At 55.7% G+C, this 13,652-nt stretch carries 15 protein-coding genes; all 15 read left to right on the plus strand.

What is annotated here, in order from left to right:
* The first annotated feature begins 32 nt into the window (after window positions 1–32).
* Window positions 33–4,247 carry a DNA-directed RNA polymerase subunit beta' gene (gene rpoC, locus ACF8YQ_RS02600; protein WP_224851703.1) on the plus strand — a complete coding sequence of 1,405 codons (4,215 nt, stop codon included), beginning with the start codon at window positions 33–35 and terminating at the stop codon, window positions 4,245–4,247.
* Between the two features lie 166 nt (window positions 4,248–4,413).
* Window positions 4,414–4,788, plus strand: a complete 375-nt coding sequence (gene rpsL, locus ACF8YQ_RS02605; protein WP_008174844.1) for a 30S ribosomal protein S12 — start codon at window positions 4,414–4,416, stop codon at window positions 4,786–4,788.
* A 115-nt stretch (window positions 4,789–4,903) separates the two neighbouring features.
* The gene (gene rpsG, locus ACF8YQ_RS02610) at window positions 4,904–5,374 is read left to right on the plus strand and encodes a 30S ribosomal protein S7 (RefSeq protein WP_011784243.1); all 471 of its coding nucleotides are present in this window, start codon (window positions 4,904–4,906) and stop codon (window positions 5,372–5,374) included.
* Between the two features lie 18 nt (window positions 5,375–5,392).
* Window positions 5,393–7,498: an elongation factor G gene (gene fusA / locus ACF8YQ_RS02615; RefSeq protein WP_224851702.1), complete on the plus strand. Its 2,106-nt coding sequence runs from the start codon at window positions 5,393–5,395 to the stop codon at window positions 7,496–7,498.
* A gap of 34 nt (window positions 7,499–7,532) precedes the next feature.
* Window positions 7,533–8,729, plus strand: a complete 1,197-nt coding sequence (tuf, locus tag ACF8YQ_RS02620) for an elongation factor Tu (protein ID WP_396622526.1) — start codon at window positions 7,533–7,535, stop codon at window positions 8,727–8,729.
* Window positions 8,730–8,913: 184 nt separating this feature from the next.
* Window positions 8,914–9,225 (plus strand): 30S ribosomal protein S10, encoded by a 312-nt coding sequence (gene rpsJ, locus ACF8YQ_RS02625; protein WP_004580743.1) that lies wholly within the window; start codon window positions 8,914–8,916, stop codon window positions 9,223–9,225.
* A 75-nt stretch (window positions 9,226–9,300) separates the two neighbouring features.
* Entirely contained in the window at window positions 9,301–9,939 is a 639-nt protein-coding gene (rplC, locus tag ACF8YQ_RS02630) for a 50S ribosomal protein L3 (protein ID WP_011784246.1), read from the plus strand.
* An 11-nt stretch (window positions 9,940–9,950) separates the two neighbouring features.
* Window positions 9,951–10,556, plus strand: coding sequence for a 50S ribosomal protein L4 (rplD, locus tag ACF8YQ_RS02635; RefSeq protein ID WP_396622527.1), 606 nt, complete (start codon window positions 9,951–9,953; stop codon window positions 10,554–10,556).
* Complete coding sequence (gene rplW, locus ACF8YQ_RS02640; protein ID WP_008174862.1) at window positions 10,553–10,846, plus strand: 50S ribosomal protein L23; 294 nt, start codon at window positions 10,553–10,555, stop codon at window positions 10,844–10,846. Before rplD ends, rplW begins: the two co-directional genes overlap by 4 nt.
* A gap of 17 nt (window positions 10,847–10,863) precedes the next feature.
* Window positions 10,864–11,691, plus strand: a complete 828-nt coding sequence (gene rplB, locus ACF8YQ_RS02645) for a 50S ribosomal protein L2 (RefSeq protein ID WP_011784248.1) — start codon at window positions 10,864–10,866, stop codon at window positions 11,689–11,691.
* A gap of 23 nt (window positions 11,692–11,714) precedes the next feature.
* Window positions 11,715–11,990, plus strand: a complete 276-nt coding sequence (gene rpsS, locus ACF8YQ_RS02650; protein ID WP_007154011.1) for a 30S ribosomal protein S19 — start codon at window positions 11,715–11,717, stop codon at window positions 11,988–11,990.
* A gap of 16 nt (window positions 11,991–12,006) precedes the next feature.
* Complete coding sequence (rplV, locus tag ACF8YQ_RS02655; RefSeq protein ID WP_008940674.1) at window positions 12,007–12,339, plus strand: 50S ribosomal protein L22; 333 nt, start codon at window positions 12,007–12,009, stop codon at window positions 12,337–12,339.
* Between the two features lie 11 nt (window positions 12,340–12,350).
* A complete protein-coding gene (gene rpsC, locus ACF8YQ_RS02660) occupies window positions 12,351–13,034 on the plus strand; it encodes a 30S ribosomal protein S3 (protein WP_011784249.1) in 684 nt (227 codons plus the stop codon).
* 12 nt (window positions 13,035–13,046) lie between these two features.
* The gene (gene rplP, locus ACF8YQ_RS02665; RefSeq protein WP_011784250.1) at window positions 13,047–13,460 is read left to right on the plus strand and encodes a 50S ribosomal protein L16; all 414 of its coding nucleotides are present in this window, start codon (window positions 13,047–13,049) and stop codon (window positions 13,458–13,460) included.
* Window positions 13,460–13,651, plus strand: coding sequence for a 50S ribosomal protein L29 (rpmC, locus tag ACF8YQ_RS02670; protein ID WP_008174877.1), 192 nt, complete (start codon window positions 13,460–13,462; stop codon window positions 13,649–13,651). The genes rplP and rpmC overlap by 1 nt, the downstream gene beginning before the upstream one ends.
* Window position 13,652 lies beyond the last annotated feature (1 nt).

Consider the following 13,652-nt stretch of genomic DNA (forward strand, 5'->3'; position numbering starts at 1 on the left):
CCCGAGATTAACGCCATCCGGAGCTTTAACTGATGAAAGATTTGCTGAATCTTCTCAAGAGCCAGAATCAGAGCAAGGAATTCGACGCCATCCGCATTGGCCTGGCGTCGCCTGACATGATTCGTTCCTGGTCTTTTGGCGAAGTAAAAAAGCCTGAGACCATTAACTACCGTACCTTCAAGCCGGAGCGTGACGGTCTTTTCTGTGCCAAGATCTTCGGCCCGATCAAGGACTACGAGTGTCTGTGCGGAAAATACAAGCGCCTCAAGCACCGCGGTGTCATTTGTGAAAAGTGTGGTGTCGAGGTTGCCCTGGCGAGCGTTCGTCGTGAGCGCATGGGCCATATTGAGCTGGCCAGCCCGGTCGCCCATATCTGGTTCCTGAAGTCGCTGCCGTCCCGCATCGGCCTGATGCTGGACATGACCCTGCGTGATATCGAGCGGGTTCTGTACTTCGAGAGCTTTATTGTTATCGATCCGGGCATGACCACTCTGGAGAAGGGCCAGCTGCTGAACGATGAGCAGTATTACGAAGCCCTGGAAGAGTTTGGTGACGAGTTCGACGCCCGCATGGGTGCGGAAGCCGTCAAGCAATTGCTGGAAGACATCGATCTGCAGGCCGAAGTTGACGCGCTGCGCGAAGAAATTCCGCAGACCAACTCCGAGACCAAGATCAAGAAATTCAGCAAGCGCCTGAAAATTCTGGAAGCGTTCCTGTATTCCGGCAACAAGCCGGGCGACATGGTCATGACCGTGCTGCCGGTTCTTCCGCCGGACCTGCGCCCCCTGGTTCCGCTGGATGGTGGCCGTTTTGCCACTTCAGACCTGAACGACCTGTACCGTCGGGTGATCAACCGGAACAACCGGCTCAAGCGCCTTTTGGAGCTGAATGCTCCGGACATCATCGTGCGTAACGAGAAGCGGATGCTGCAGGAAGCTGTGGATGCCCTGCTGGACAATGGCCGTCGTGGTCGTGCCATCACTGGCACCAACAAGCGCCCGCTGAAGTCCCTGGCTGATATGATCAAAGGTAAGCAGGGTCGTTTCCGTCAGAACCTGCTGGGTAAGCGTGTCGACTACTCCGGCCGTTCCGTCATCGTGGTTGGTCCGTACCTGCGCCTGCATCAGTGCGGTCTGCCCAAGAAGATGGCCCTGGAGCTGTTCAAGCCGTTTATTTTCTCCAAGCTTGAGCACCGCGGACTGGCGACCACGATCAAGGCCGCCAAGAAGATGGTCGAGCGTGAGGAAGGCGTGGTCTGGGATATCCTGGATGAGGTCATCCGTGAGCATCCGATCCTGCTGAACCGTGCGCCGACCCTGCACCGTCTGGGTATCCAGGCGTTCGAGCCGGTTCTGATCGAAGGTAAGGCCATTCAGCTGCACCCGCTGGTGTGTGCGGCCTACAACGCTGACTTCGATGGTGACCAGATGGCGGTTCACGTACCGCTGACTCTGGAAGCCCAGCTCGAAGCCCGCGCGTTGATGATGTCCACCAACAACGTGTTGTCGCCCGCCAACGGCGAGCCCATCATCGTACCGTCTCAGGACGTGGTACTGGGGCTGTACTACATGACCCGTGAGCGTCACGCCGCTCTGGGTGAAGGTATGGTCTTTGCTGACGTCAAGGAAGCCCATCGCGCCTACGGTGCCGGGCAGGTTGACCTGCAGGCGAAGGTTAAGGTCCGGGTCAAGGAAGTGGCGGTTGACGAGGAAGGTACTCGTACCGAGAGCTTCCGCATTGTCGATACCACCGTTGGTCGCGCTCTGCTTTACGATATCGTGCCGGACGGCCTGCCGTTCGAGATCGTCAACAAGCCGATGGTGAAGAAGGCAATTTCCAACCTGATCAACACCTGTTACCGGGATGCCGGTCTGAAAGACACGGTTATCTTCGCTGACCAGTTGATGTACATGGGTTACCACTACGCAACCCGTTCCGGTATCTCGATCGGCTTTAACGATTTCGAGATTCCGCCGGAGAAGTATGAGCTGGTGGATGCCGCTTCAGACGAAGTAAAAGACATCGAAAACCAGTACGCATCCGGTCTTCTGACCCAGGGTGAGAAGTACAACAAGGTTATCGATATCTGGTCCCGTGCCAACGACAAAGTGTCCAAGGCCATGATGGAGCGTCTGTCCAAAGAGCAGGTTATTGGTCCTGATGGCCAGCCAGTGAAGGGCGAAGACGGCGAAGACCTGATGCAGGAGTCCTTCAACTCCGTCTACATGATGGCCGATTCCGGTGCGCGGGGTTCCGCCGCCCAGATCCGTCAGCTGTCCGGTATGCGTGGTCTGATGGCCAAGCCGGATGGTTCCATCATCGAAACGCCGATTACGGCCAACTTCCGTGAAGGTCTGAACGTACTCCAGTACTTCATCTCGACTCACGGTGCTCGTAAAGGTCTGGCGGATACCGCACTGAAGACTGCGAACTCCGGTTACCTGACCCGTCGTCTGGTTGACGTGTCTCAGGATCTGGTGGTGACCGAGGAAGACTGTGGTACCGATGAAGGTCTGCTGATGACGCCGCACATCGAAGGCGGCGACGTAGTTGTGCCGCTGGGCGACCGGGTTCTGGGTCGTGTGACGGCTCGCGACGTGTTCACGCCGACCGATAAGGACAACGCCGTTGTTCCTGCGGGCACCCTGCTCGACGAGAAGACCGTCGAAATGGTTGAGCGCGCGGGTGTAGACGAAATCTGGGTACGCTCTGCGATTACCTGTGAGACCCGTCACGGCATCTGTTCCAAGTGTTACGGTCGTGATCTGGCACGTGGTCACCAGGTGAACGTGGGCGAAGCGGTAGGTGTTATCGCTGCCCAGTCCATCGGTGAGCCGGGTACCCAGCTGACCATGCGTACCTTCCACATTGGTGGTGCCGCGAGCCGGGCGTCTGCGGTAGACAATATCCAGGTGAAGCATGGTGGTACGGTACGCCTGCACAACCTGAAGTCGATCGAGAAAACCGACGGGTCGCTGGTGGTGGTATCCCGTTCCTCCGCGCTGGCTATTGCCGATGAGCAGGGGCGTGAGCGCGAGTGGTACAAGCTGCCGTACGGTGCCGTGCTGTCTGTGAAGAACGGTGATCAGGTAGAAGCCGGTGTTGTGGTTGCCAAGTGGGATCCGCACACGCACCCGATCATCGCGGAAGCGAAGGGCACCGCCAAGTTCGTCAACATGGAAGAGGGCATTACTGTCCGTACCCAGGCTGACGAGCTGACCGGTCTGTCCACGATGGAAGTGATTGACCCGAAAGAGCGTCCGGCTGCGGGTAAGGACATTCGTCCGGCCATTCAGCTGGTCGACGACTCGGGAGAGGAAGTGGAGCTGCCCGGGGGCGGTACCGCGATCTTCTTCCTGCCGGCCAACGCTCTGGTAACCATGGCGAATGGTGCCAAGATCGAACTGGGTGATGTGGTCGCCCGTATTCCGCAGGAAAGCTCGAAGACCCGGGACATCACCGGTGGTCTGCCTCGGGTTGCCGACCTGTTCGAGGCCCGTCGTCCGAAAGAGTCCGCGATCCTCGCGGAGATCAGCGGCGTGGTTTCCTTCGGTAAAGAGACCAAAGGCAAGAAGCGCCTGGTGATCACGCCGAAGGATGATGATGCCTATGAGGTTCTGATTCCGAAGCATCGCCAGCTCAACGTGTTCGAAGGTGAAACCGTTGAAAAGGGTGAGGTGATCTCGGATGGTCCGTCCAACCCGCACGACATCCTGCGTCTGCTGGGTGTGGTCGAGCTGGCCAAGTACATCACCAACGAAATCCAGGACGTGTACCGTCTGCAGGGCGTTGTCATCAACGATAAACATATCGAGGTTATCGTTCGCCAGATGCTGCGCAAGGTGGAAATCACCGATCCGGGTGATACCACTCTGCTGTCGGGCGACCAGGTAGAAATTACCCAGGTGATGGAAGAGAACGAGAAGGCGAATGCGGCAGACAAAGAGCCTGCACGCTTCGAGCGTCTGCTGCTTGGTATCACCAAGGCATCGCTGGCGACCGAGTCCTTCATCTCTGCGGCCTCGTTCCAGGAAACCACCCGGGTTCTGACCGAGGGTGCGGTGACTGGCAAGCGGGACTACCTGCGCGGTCTGAAGGAAAACGTGGTGGTAGGGCGTCTGATTCCGGCCGGTACAGGGCTTGCCTATCACAACGAGCGCCGTCGCAAGCGTGACCTGGAAGAGCAGGGCGTGACTGCGGCCGATGTTGAAGAAGCTCTGAGCGCCGAACTTAACCGCGAAAGCTGAGTTCGAGCGCGCCACCCTCGGGGTAGATACCTACCTCCAGGGTGGTTAAAAAGAGATCAGTCATCTTGACTGGCTCGGGGCGCAAGCTTAAACTTGCGTCCCTTAAATTTTACCCCCTGCATTGGGGGTAAGTTTCATTGGTATGGTTTTTTTGGAGTTTGCTTACATGGCAACGATTAATCAGTTGGTGCGTAAGCCTCGTAAGCGCAAGGTAGCCAAGAGCGACGTTCCCGCGCTCCAGGCTTGCCCTCAGCGCCGTGGTGTGTGCACTCGTGTATACACCACTACGCCGAAGAAGCCGAACTCAGCACTGCGTAAAGTGTGCCGTGTTCGTCTGACTAACGGCTACGAGGTTTCCTCATACATTGGTGGTGAAGGTCACAACCTTCAGGAGCACAGTGTTGTGCTGATCCGTGGCGGTCGAGTAAAAGACCTTCCGGGTGTGCGCTATCACACTGTTCGCGGTACTTTGGACACCCAGGGTGTACAGAACCGTAAGCAGGGCCGCTCCAAGTACGGTGCAAAACGACCCAAGTCCTGATGTCCCGAGCGGGTGTCTTTTATCGTTGCTTGTCAGAACGGTAAGAGTAAGGCTGAGTAGCAGATGGCTATCTCAGGGGTTCCTGAAGACCTTTTAGATATATAAGGGCTTATCGATGCCTAGAAGAAGAGTTGCAGCTAAGCGGGAAATCATTCCCGATCCGAAATTCGGCAGTGCACGTCTTGCCAAGTTCATCAACCACGTGATGGAAAGCGGTAAGAAGTCTGTTGCAGAGCGCATTGTTTATGGCGCGCTCGATATTGTTGCCGAGAAATCCAAGGAAGAGCCGATCGAAATGTTCGAAAAGGCCCTGGAGAACATCCAGCCGATGGTGGAAGTAAAATCCCGTCGCGTGGGTGGTGCTACTTACCAGGTGCCTGTAGAAGTACGGCCTTCCCGTCAGAACGCGCTGGCTATGCGCTGGCTCGTCGAATACTCACGGAAGCGTGGTGAGAAGTCCATGGCGCAACGTCTGGCCGGCGAAATTCTTGACGCGGCAGACAGCAAAGGTGCCGCGGTGAAGAAGCGCGAAGACGTGCATCGTATGGCAGAAGCCAACAAAGCATTCTCTCACTTCCGTTTCTAACAAGCCGAGGTTTATATCGTGGCACGCAAGACTCCTATCAAACGTTACAGAAACATTGGTATCTGTGCGCACGTGGATGCGGGCAAGACCACTACAACCGAGCGTATTCTTTACTACACCGGTCGTAGTCACAAAATGGGTGAAACCCATGACGGCGCTTCCACTACAGACTGGATGGAGCAGGAGCAGGAGCGTGGTATCACCATCACGTCTGCCGCTGTTACAACCTTCTGGCAGGGTATGGACAAGCAATACCCCGAGCACCGCATCAACATTATCGACACACCGGGGCACGTTGACTTCACTATCGAAGTAGAGCGTTCTCTGCGGGTTCTCGATGGTGCCGTGGTTGTGTTCTGTGGTTCCTCTGGTGTTGAACCGCAGTCTGAGACTGTATGGCGTCAGGCCAACAAGTATGAAGTTCCGCGCATGGTGTTCGTCAACAAGATGGACCGTGCCGGCGCTAACTTTATGCGCGTTGTTGAGCAGATCCGTAACCGTCTGGGCGCGACCACTGTGCCCATCCAGCTGCCGATTGGCGCGGAAGACGATTTCGAAGGCATCGTTGACCTGCTGCGCATGAAGGCTATCTACTGGAACGAAGCTGACCAGGGCATGACCTACGAGCTTCGCGACATTCCGGAATCCATGAAGGCTGAAGCCGAGAAGGCTCGCGAGCAGATGATTGAAGCTGCTGCCGAAGCCAACGAAGAGTACATGGACAAGTACCTGGAAGGCGAAGAGCTGACCTACGAAGAGATCAAGAAAGGTCTGCGCGATCGTACCATCGCCAACGAAATCGTTCTGGCGACCTGTGGTTCCGCGTTCAAGAACAAGGGTGTGCAGGCGGTACTGGATGCCGTTATCGAATTCCTGCCGGCTCCAGATGAGGTTAAAGCCATCCGCGGTGAGGTTGACGACGAAGGTACAGAAGAGACTCGTCCGGTTGACGACGATGCGCCGTTCGCTGCTCTGGCGTTCAAGATCGCCACCGACCCGTTCGTGGGCACGCTGACCTTCTTCCGTGTTTACTCCGGTAAGCTGGAATCCGGTAATGCCGTGTTCAACTCGGTTAAAGGCAAGAAAGAGCGTGTGGGCCGTATGGTTCAGATGCACGCCAACGACCGTGAAGAGATCAAGGAAGTTCTGGCGGGCGACATCGCCGCTGCCATTGGCCTGAAGAACGTGACCACCGGTGATACCCTGTGTGACGAGAACAGCAAGATTGTTCTGGAGCGCATGGAGTTCCCTGAGCCGGTTATCTCCGTAGCTGTTGAGCCGAAGTCCAAAGCTGACCAGGAGAAGATGGGTGTGGCGCTGGGCAAACTGGCTCAGGAAGATCCTTCGTTCCGTGTTCGCACCGACGAAGAGTCCGGTCAGACCATCATCTCTGGTATGGGTGAGCTTCACCTGGACATCATCGTTGACCGTATGCGTCGCGAGTTCAAGGTTGAGGCCAACATCGGTAAGCCTCAGGTGGCTTATCGTGAGTGCATCCGTAAGCCGGTTGACGTTGAAGGTAAATTCGTTCGTCAGTCTGGTGGTCGCGGTCAGTACGGTCACGTAAAAGTGAAGTTGGAGCCGCTGCCTCTGGATGATGAAGATGGCGAAAACTTTATCTTTGTGAACGAGATCGTTGGTGGTGTGGTTCCCAAGGAATACATTCCGGCGGTTCAGCAGGGTATCGAGGAGCAGATGCAGAACGGCTGTCTGGCCGGCTATCCGCTGCTGGGTATCAAGGCGACGCTGTACGATGGTTCCTACCACGACGTCGACTCCAACGAAATGGCGTTCAAGATCGCTGGTTCCATGGCGATGAAGAAAGGCGCCCTCGAAGCAAATCCTGCCCTTCTTGAGCCGATCATGAAGGTAGAGGTTGTTACCCCTGAAGACTACATGGGTGACGTTGTTGGCGACCTGAACCGTCGTCGCGGCCTCGTGCAGGGTATGGATGAGAGCCCTGCGGGCAAGGTCATCCGTGCAGAAGTTCCGTTGTCGGAGATGTTCGGTTACGCCACCGACCTGCGTTCTGCAACACAGGGCCGGGCGTCTTATGCGATGGAGTTCTCCCGCTATGCGGAAGCTCCTTCGAACATTGCCGAAGCGATCATTAAAAAGGGTTGATCCCAGGACTTAAGAAACAGGAAGAGGTGTAACCGTGTCCAAAGCAAAGTTTGAGCGTAACAAGCCGCACGTAAACGTGGGCACCATCGGTCACGTTGACCATGGTAAGACCACTCTGACAGCCGCCCTGACTCGTGTATGTCACGAAGTTTGGGGCACTGGCGAGAGCCGTGCTTTCGATCAGATCGATAACGCACCGGAAGAGCGTGCGCGTGGTATTACCATCGCGACCTCTCACGTAGAGTACGATTCTCCGACCCGTCACTACGCCCACGTAGACTGCCCGGGCCACGCTGACTATGTGAAGAACATGATCACTGGTGCGGCACAGATGGACGGCGCGATCCTGGTTTGCTCCGCAGCTGACGGCCCCATGCCGCAGACTCGTGAGCACATCCTGCTGTCCCGTCAGGTTGGCGTTCCTTTCATTGTCGTGTTCCTGAACAAGGCCGACATGGTAGACGACGAGGAGCTGCTGGAGCTGGTTGAGATGGAAGTTCGTGACCTGCTGAGCCAGTACGACTTCCCGGGTGACGACACTCCGATCATCACCGGTTCTGCCCTGATGGCTCTGGAAGGTAAAGACGACAACGAGATGGGTACTACCGCGGTTAAGAAGCTGGTAGAAGCCCTGGACGCCTACATCCCTGAGCCGGAGCGTGCGATCGATCAGCCGTTCCTGATGCCGATCGAGGACGTATTCTCCATCTCCGGTCGTGGTACCGTAGTAACTGGCCGTGTAGAGCGTGGCATCATCAAGGTTGGTGACGAAGTGGAAATCGTGGGTATCCGCGACACCACCAAGACCACCTGTACCGGTGTTGAGATGTTCCGCAAGCTGCTGGACGAAGGTCGTGCCGGTGAGAACGTCGGTGTTTTGCTGCGTGGTACCAAGCGTGACGACGTTGAGCGTGGTCAGGTTCTGTGTGTACCGGGCTCCATCAAGCCGCACACCAAGTTCGAGTGTGAAGTGTACGTACTGTCCAAAGAAGAAGGTGGTCGTCATACTCCGTTCTTCAAGGGCTACCGTCCGCAGTTCTACTTCCGGACCACTGACGTGACCGGTTCTTGCGAACTGCCGGAAGGCGTAGAAATGGTAATGCCGGGTGACAACGTGAAAATGACCGTCACCCTGATCGCTCCGATCGCCATGGAAGATGGCCTGCGCTTCGCGATTCGCGAAGGTGGTCGTACCGTTGGTGCCGGCGTGGTCTCCAAGATCATCGAGTAATTTGCTCGATTGATCAGGGAAAAGGGGCTGAGCGTTCAGCCCCTTTTTCTGTTTAGGTCGCAAATGTCGCTCAACCCTGTCAATGGCAATGCTGTTGACAGGGTTGGGTATTATGCATACAATGCGGCTCCTTTTTTTGAAGGTCGGCTAACTAGTAGCTGCTACGAGTGGAGTTTGGTGCATCATGCAAAGCCAAAAAATTCGAATCCGGTTGAAGGCGTTTGATTATCGCCTGATCGACCAGTCCACGCAGGAGATTGTCGATACCGCCAAGCGGACCGGCGCTCAGGTGCGTGGTCCCATTCCTCTGCCGACGCGGAAGGAAAAGTACACGGTATTGATCTCTCCGCACGTCAACAAAGACGCGCGTGATCAATATGAAATTCGTACGCATAAGCGTCTGCTCGACATTGTTGAGCCGACGGAAAAGACAGTAGATGCTCTGATGAAGCTGGACCTGGCAGCAGGTGTAGACGTTCAGATCAGCCTCGGCTAATACCGCCCGGTATTAGTCTGTGTAACTGTCATAGGCCATAGAGGGTGCAAGCCCCGTACACTTAAGAGGTGAAACATGGCAATTGGTGTTGTCGGTCGTAAGGCCGGTATGACCCGTATTTTTACGGATGAAGGGCAGGCGCTGCCTGTCACGGTAATTGAGGTTGAGCCCAACCGCATTACCCAACTCAAGACCCTCGAAAGCGACGGCTACCGTGCAGTGCAGGTAACCGTAGGTTCTCGTCGTTCCTCCCGTGTAAACAAGGCGGCTGCCGGGCACTTTGCAAAAGCAGGTGTTGAAGCTGGTCGTGGCGTTTGGGAATTCCGTCTGGCTGATGGCGAAGGTGAAGACCTGGCCGCCGGTGGCGAGCTGACCGTTTCCGTGTTTGAAGACGGTCAGGTGGTTGACGCAGTAGGTCAGTCCAAGGGTAAGGGCTTCCAGGGCGGTGTTAAGCGCTGGAACTTCTCCATGCAGGACGCTACTCACGGTAACTCCCTGTCTCATCGTGCTCCGGGTTCCATTGGTCAGAACCAGACTCCGGGTAAGGTGTTCAAGGGCAAGAAGATGGCCGGTCAGATGGGTAATGCGCAGGTTACTGTGCAGAACCTGAAAATCGTCCGTGTCGATGCCGAGCGCAACCTGCTGCTGGTAAGTGGTGCCGTACCTGGCGCAACTGGCGGCGACGTTGTCATCAAGCCTGCAGTTAAAGCCTGAGGAGCGGTGCGATGGAATTGACAATTACTGGTAGCGGCAAGGGGATTTCTGTTTCCGACGCTGCGTTTGCCAAAGATTTTAACGAAGCTCTGGTGCATCAGGTGGTTACTGCTTACATGGCAGCTGGCCGTCAGGGTACCAAGGCCCAGAAGACACGTTCCGAAGTCAATGGTGGTGGCAAGAAGCCATGGCGTCAGAAGGGTACTGGTCGTGCCCGTGCTGGTACCATTCGTAGCCCGATCTGGCGTTCAGGCGGCGTAACCTTTGCTGCCAAGCCCCGTGACTTCGAGCAAAAGGTTAACCGCAAGATGTACCGTGCGGCGATGCGTTCCATTTTCTCCGAGCTGGTACGCCAGGAGCGTCTGGTTGTGGTTGACGACATGAATGTCGATACGCCCAAGACCAAGGCCTTCACTGCCAAGCTGAGCGATCTGGGTGTGTCCAACGCCCTGATCCTGTCTGAGAATGTTGAGCAGAATCTGCACCTGGCTTCCCGCAACGTTCCTCATGTGGACGTTCGCGATGTGGCAGGTCTGGATCCGGTCAGCCTGGTTGCCTTCGAGAAAGTCGTGGTGACTGTTCCCGCTCTGAAGAAGATCGAGGAGATGCTGGGATGAATCAGGAACGTATTTACAAGGTCCTGTTAGGGCCGCACGTATCAGAAAAAGCGTCTCTGGCGGCAGAGCGTGGTCAGGTGGTGTTTCGTGTAGCGCCTGATGCGACCAAGCCCGAGATCAAGAAAGCCGTTGAGCAACTGTTCAACGTCACCGTCGAAGGTGTTCAGGTTCTGAACCGTAAGGGTAAGCTCAAGCGCACTATCCGCGGGTTCGGCAAGCGTAATGACATTCGTAAGGCTTACGTCAAGCTGGCAGAAGGTCAGGACATCGATTTTCTGGATGTGGAATAAGGTAAAGGGGTCGTAATATGCCGATCGTCAAAACCAAGCCAACATCTGCCGGACGCCGTCACGTTGTAAAACTTTACAACCCGGATCTGCACAAAGGACGTCCTTACGAGCCGTTGGTAGAAACAAAGAGTAAGTCTGGTGGCCGTAACAATGTTGGCCGCATTACTACTCGTCACATTGGTGGTGGTCATAAGCAGCACTACCGTGTTATCGACTTCAAGCGGACCAAAGATGGTATCCCGGCGGTCATTGAGCGCCTGGAATACGATCCTAACCGCTCTGCGCACATTGCACTGGTCAAATATGCCGATGGCGAGCGTCGTTACATTATCGCTCCCAAAGGTATGAAGGCTGGTGATCCTGTGCGCTCCGGCGTCGACGCGCCGATCAAGGTGGGCTCCACGCTGCCGCTCCGGAACATTCCGGTCGGTTCCGTAATCCACTGCGTCGAACTCAAGCCTGGCAAAGGTGCACAGCTGGCTCGCTCTGCGGGCGCATCCGTACAGCTGGTTGCTCGGGAAGGGGCGTATGCCACCATCCGCCTGCGTTCAGGTGAAATGCGTAAGGTGCTTGTAGATTGCCGTGCCACTCTGGGCGAAGTGTCCAACAGTGAGCATAGCCTCAAGCAGCTTGGTAAAGCGGGTGCATCACGTTGGCGCGGCAAACGGCCAACAGTACGTGGTGTTGCTATGAACCCAGTTGACCACCCGCATGGTGGTGGTGAAGGGCGTACCTCTGGCGGACGTCACCCGGTTACTCCGTGGGGTGTTCCGACCAAAGGGCATAAGACTCGTAAGAACAAGCGTACTGACAAGATGATAGTACGTCGTCGTTCGGCCAAGTAAACGACTACATAGAGGTAATTGCTGTGCCACGTTCTTTGAAGAAAGGTCCTTTTATAGACCTGCATCTGTTGAAGAAGGTCGAGGCAGCTCTGGAAGCAAATGACAAGCGGCCCATTAAAACCTGGTCCCGCCGGTCAACAGTCTTCCCGGAGATGGTAGGCCTGACCATTGCAGTCCACAACGGCAAGCAGCACGTGCCGGTTTATGTCACCGAAGATATGGTTGGACATAAGCTGGGTGAGTTCGCGGCAACGCGTACTTATCGTGGTCATGCGGCCGACAAGAAAGCTAAACGCTGATTCTGAGGTAATAGAAATGGAAGTAGCAGCCAAGTACAAGGGCGCTCGCCTCTCAGCTCAGAAAGCACGTCTTGTCGCTGACCAAGTACGCGGCAAGGCTGTTGAGGACGCCCTGAACATTCTGACTTTCAGCCCTAAGAAGGCAGCGGTTGTGATCAAGAAAGCTCTTGAATCCGCCATTGCCAACGCTGAGCACAACGAAGGTCTGGACGTAGATGATCTGCGGGTTTCCACCGTGATGGTGGATGAGGGCCCAACGCTCAAGCGAATCAAAGCTCGAGCCAAGGGGCGCGCTGACCGTATTTTCAAGCGCACCTGTCATATCACCGTCAAGGTCGCCGACAAGTAGGAGATGCTCAGATGGGTCATAAAGTAAATCCAACCGGCATTCGCCTGGGTGTGATCAAAGAGCACAACTCAGTGTGGTACGCCGACAAAAAGGACTACGCGAAGAATCTTCTGAATGATATTCAGGTTCGCGAATTCCTGGACAAGCGTCTGGTTAAGGCGTCTGTCAGCAAGATCGTGATCGAGCGCCCTGCTCAGAACGCCCGGATCACGATCCATACCGCCCGCCCCGGTATTGTTATCGGTAAGAAGGGTGAAGATGTTGACCGTCTGCGTCGCGAAGTCAGCGACATGATGGGTGTGCCTGTGCACATCAACATCGAAGAAGTCCGCAAGCCGGACCTGGATGCCCGCCTGGTAGCGCAAAACGTTGCCGGTCAGCTGGAGCGTCGTGTGATGTTCCGTCGCGCTATGAAGCGTGCGGTTCAAAACGCCATGCGTCAGGGAGCCAAGGGTATCAAGATTCAGGTTGGCGGTCGTCTTGGGGGTGCTGAAATCGCACGTTCCGAGTGGTATCGCGAAGGTCGTGTACCTCTGCACACACTGCGTGCAGATATTGATTATGCAACCTATGAAGCGCACACCACTTACGGCGTTATCGGCGTAAAGGTATGGATCTTCAAAGGTGAGATTCTTGGTGGTATGGAGCAGGTCCGTGCTGACAAGAAAGCCTCTGGGAAGAAAGGTTCTAAGTAAAGGGGCACTCTTATGCTGCAACCAAAACGCACCAAATTCCGCAAGGTAATGAAAGGCCGTAACACCGGTCTTGCTCAGCGCGCAAACAAGGTGAGCTTCGGTGAATACGGATTGAAGGCGACCAGCCGTGGGCGTATAACTGCGCGCCAGATTGAGGCAGCGCGTCGTACCATGACTCGCCGCATCAAGCGGGGCGGTAAGATCTGGATCCGGGTATTCCCGGATAAGCCGATCACCGGTAAGCCGCTGGAAGTACGTATGGGTAAAGGTAAAGGTTCTGTCGAGTATTGGGTGGCTGAGATTCAGCCAGGCCGCATGTTGTACGAGATGGAAGGTGTCGCGGAAGAAATCGCACGCGAAGCTTTCACTCTGGCTGCCGCCAAACTGCCGGTACAGACCACCTTTGTTAAGAGGACGGTGATGTGATGAAAGCAACAGAGCTGCGTGAAAAGTCAGTCGAGGAGCTGAACAAAGAGCTGATCGACCTCCTGAAGGAGCAGTTCAACCTGCGCATGCGCAAGGCGACAGGTCAGCTGAATCAGTCTCACCTTCTCGGCAAGGTGAAGCGCGATATCGCTCGCGTGAAAACAGTATTGAACGAAAAGGCAGGACAGTGAC

The organism is Marinobacter sp. W-8 (assembly GCF_044342215.1).
GTDB classification, from domain to species: domain Bacteria; phylum Pseudomonadota; class Gammaproteobacteria; order Pseudomonadales; family Oleiphilaceae; genus Marinobacter; species Marinobacter nauticus.

Bases quoted from the DNA above. Each gene is read 5' to 3' on its own strand.
- rpoC (WP_224851703.1), top strand. From the start codon at position 33: ATGAAAGATTTGCTGAATCTTCTCAAGAGCCAGAATCAGAGCAAGGAA.
- rpsL (WP_008174844.1), top strand. From the start codon at position 4,414: ATGGCAACGATTAATCAGTTGGTGCGTAAGCCTCGTAAGCGCAAGGTA.
- rpsG (WP_011784243.1), top strand. From the start codon at position 4,904: ATGCCTAGAAGAAGAGTTGCAGCTAAGCGGGAAATCATTCCCGATCCG.
- rpsJ (WP_004580743.1), top strand. From the start codon at position 8,914: ATGCAAAGCCAAAAAATTCGAATCCGGTTGAAGGCGTTTGATTATCGC.
- rplC (WP_011784246.1), top strand. From the start codon at position 9,301: ATGGCAATTGGTGTTGTCGGTCGTAAGGCCGGTATGACCCGTATTTTT.
- rplD (WP_396622527.1), top strand. From the start codon at position 9,951: ATGGAATTGACAATTACTGGTAGCGGCAAGGGGATTTCTGTTTCCGAC.
- rplW (WP_008174862.1), top strand. From the start codon at position 10,553: ATGAATCAGGAACGTATTTACAAGGTCCTGTTAGGGCCGCACGTATCA.
- rplB (WP_011784248.1), top strand. From the start codon at position 10,864: ATGCCGATCGTCAAAACCAAGCCAACATCTGCCGGACGCCGTCACGTT.
- rplV (WP_008940674.1), top strand. From the start codon at position 12,007: ATGGAAGTAGCAGCCAAGTACAAGGGCGCTCGCCTCTCAGCTCAGAAA.
- rpsC (WP_011784249.1), top strand. From the start codon at position 12,351: ATGGGTCATAAAGTAAATCCAACCGGCATTCGCCTGGGTGTGATCAAA.
- rplP (WP_011784250.1), top strand. From the start codon at position 13,047: ATGCTGCAACCAAAACGCACCAAATTCCGCAAGGTAATGAAAGGCCGT.
- rpmC (WP_008174877.1), top strand. From the start codon at position 13,460: ATGAAAGCAACAGAGCTGCGTGAAAAGTCAGTCGAGGAGCTGAACAAA.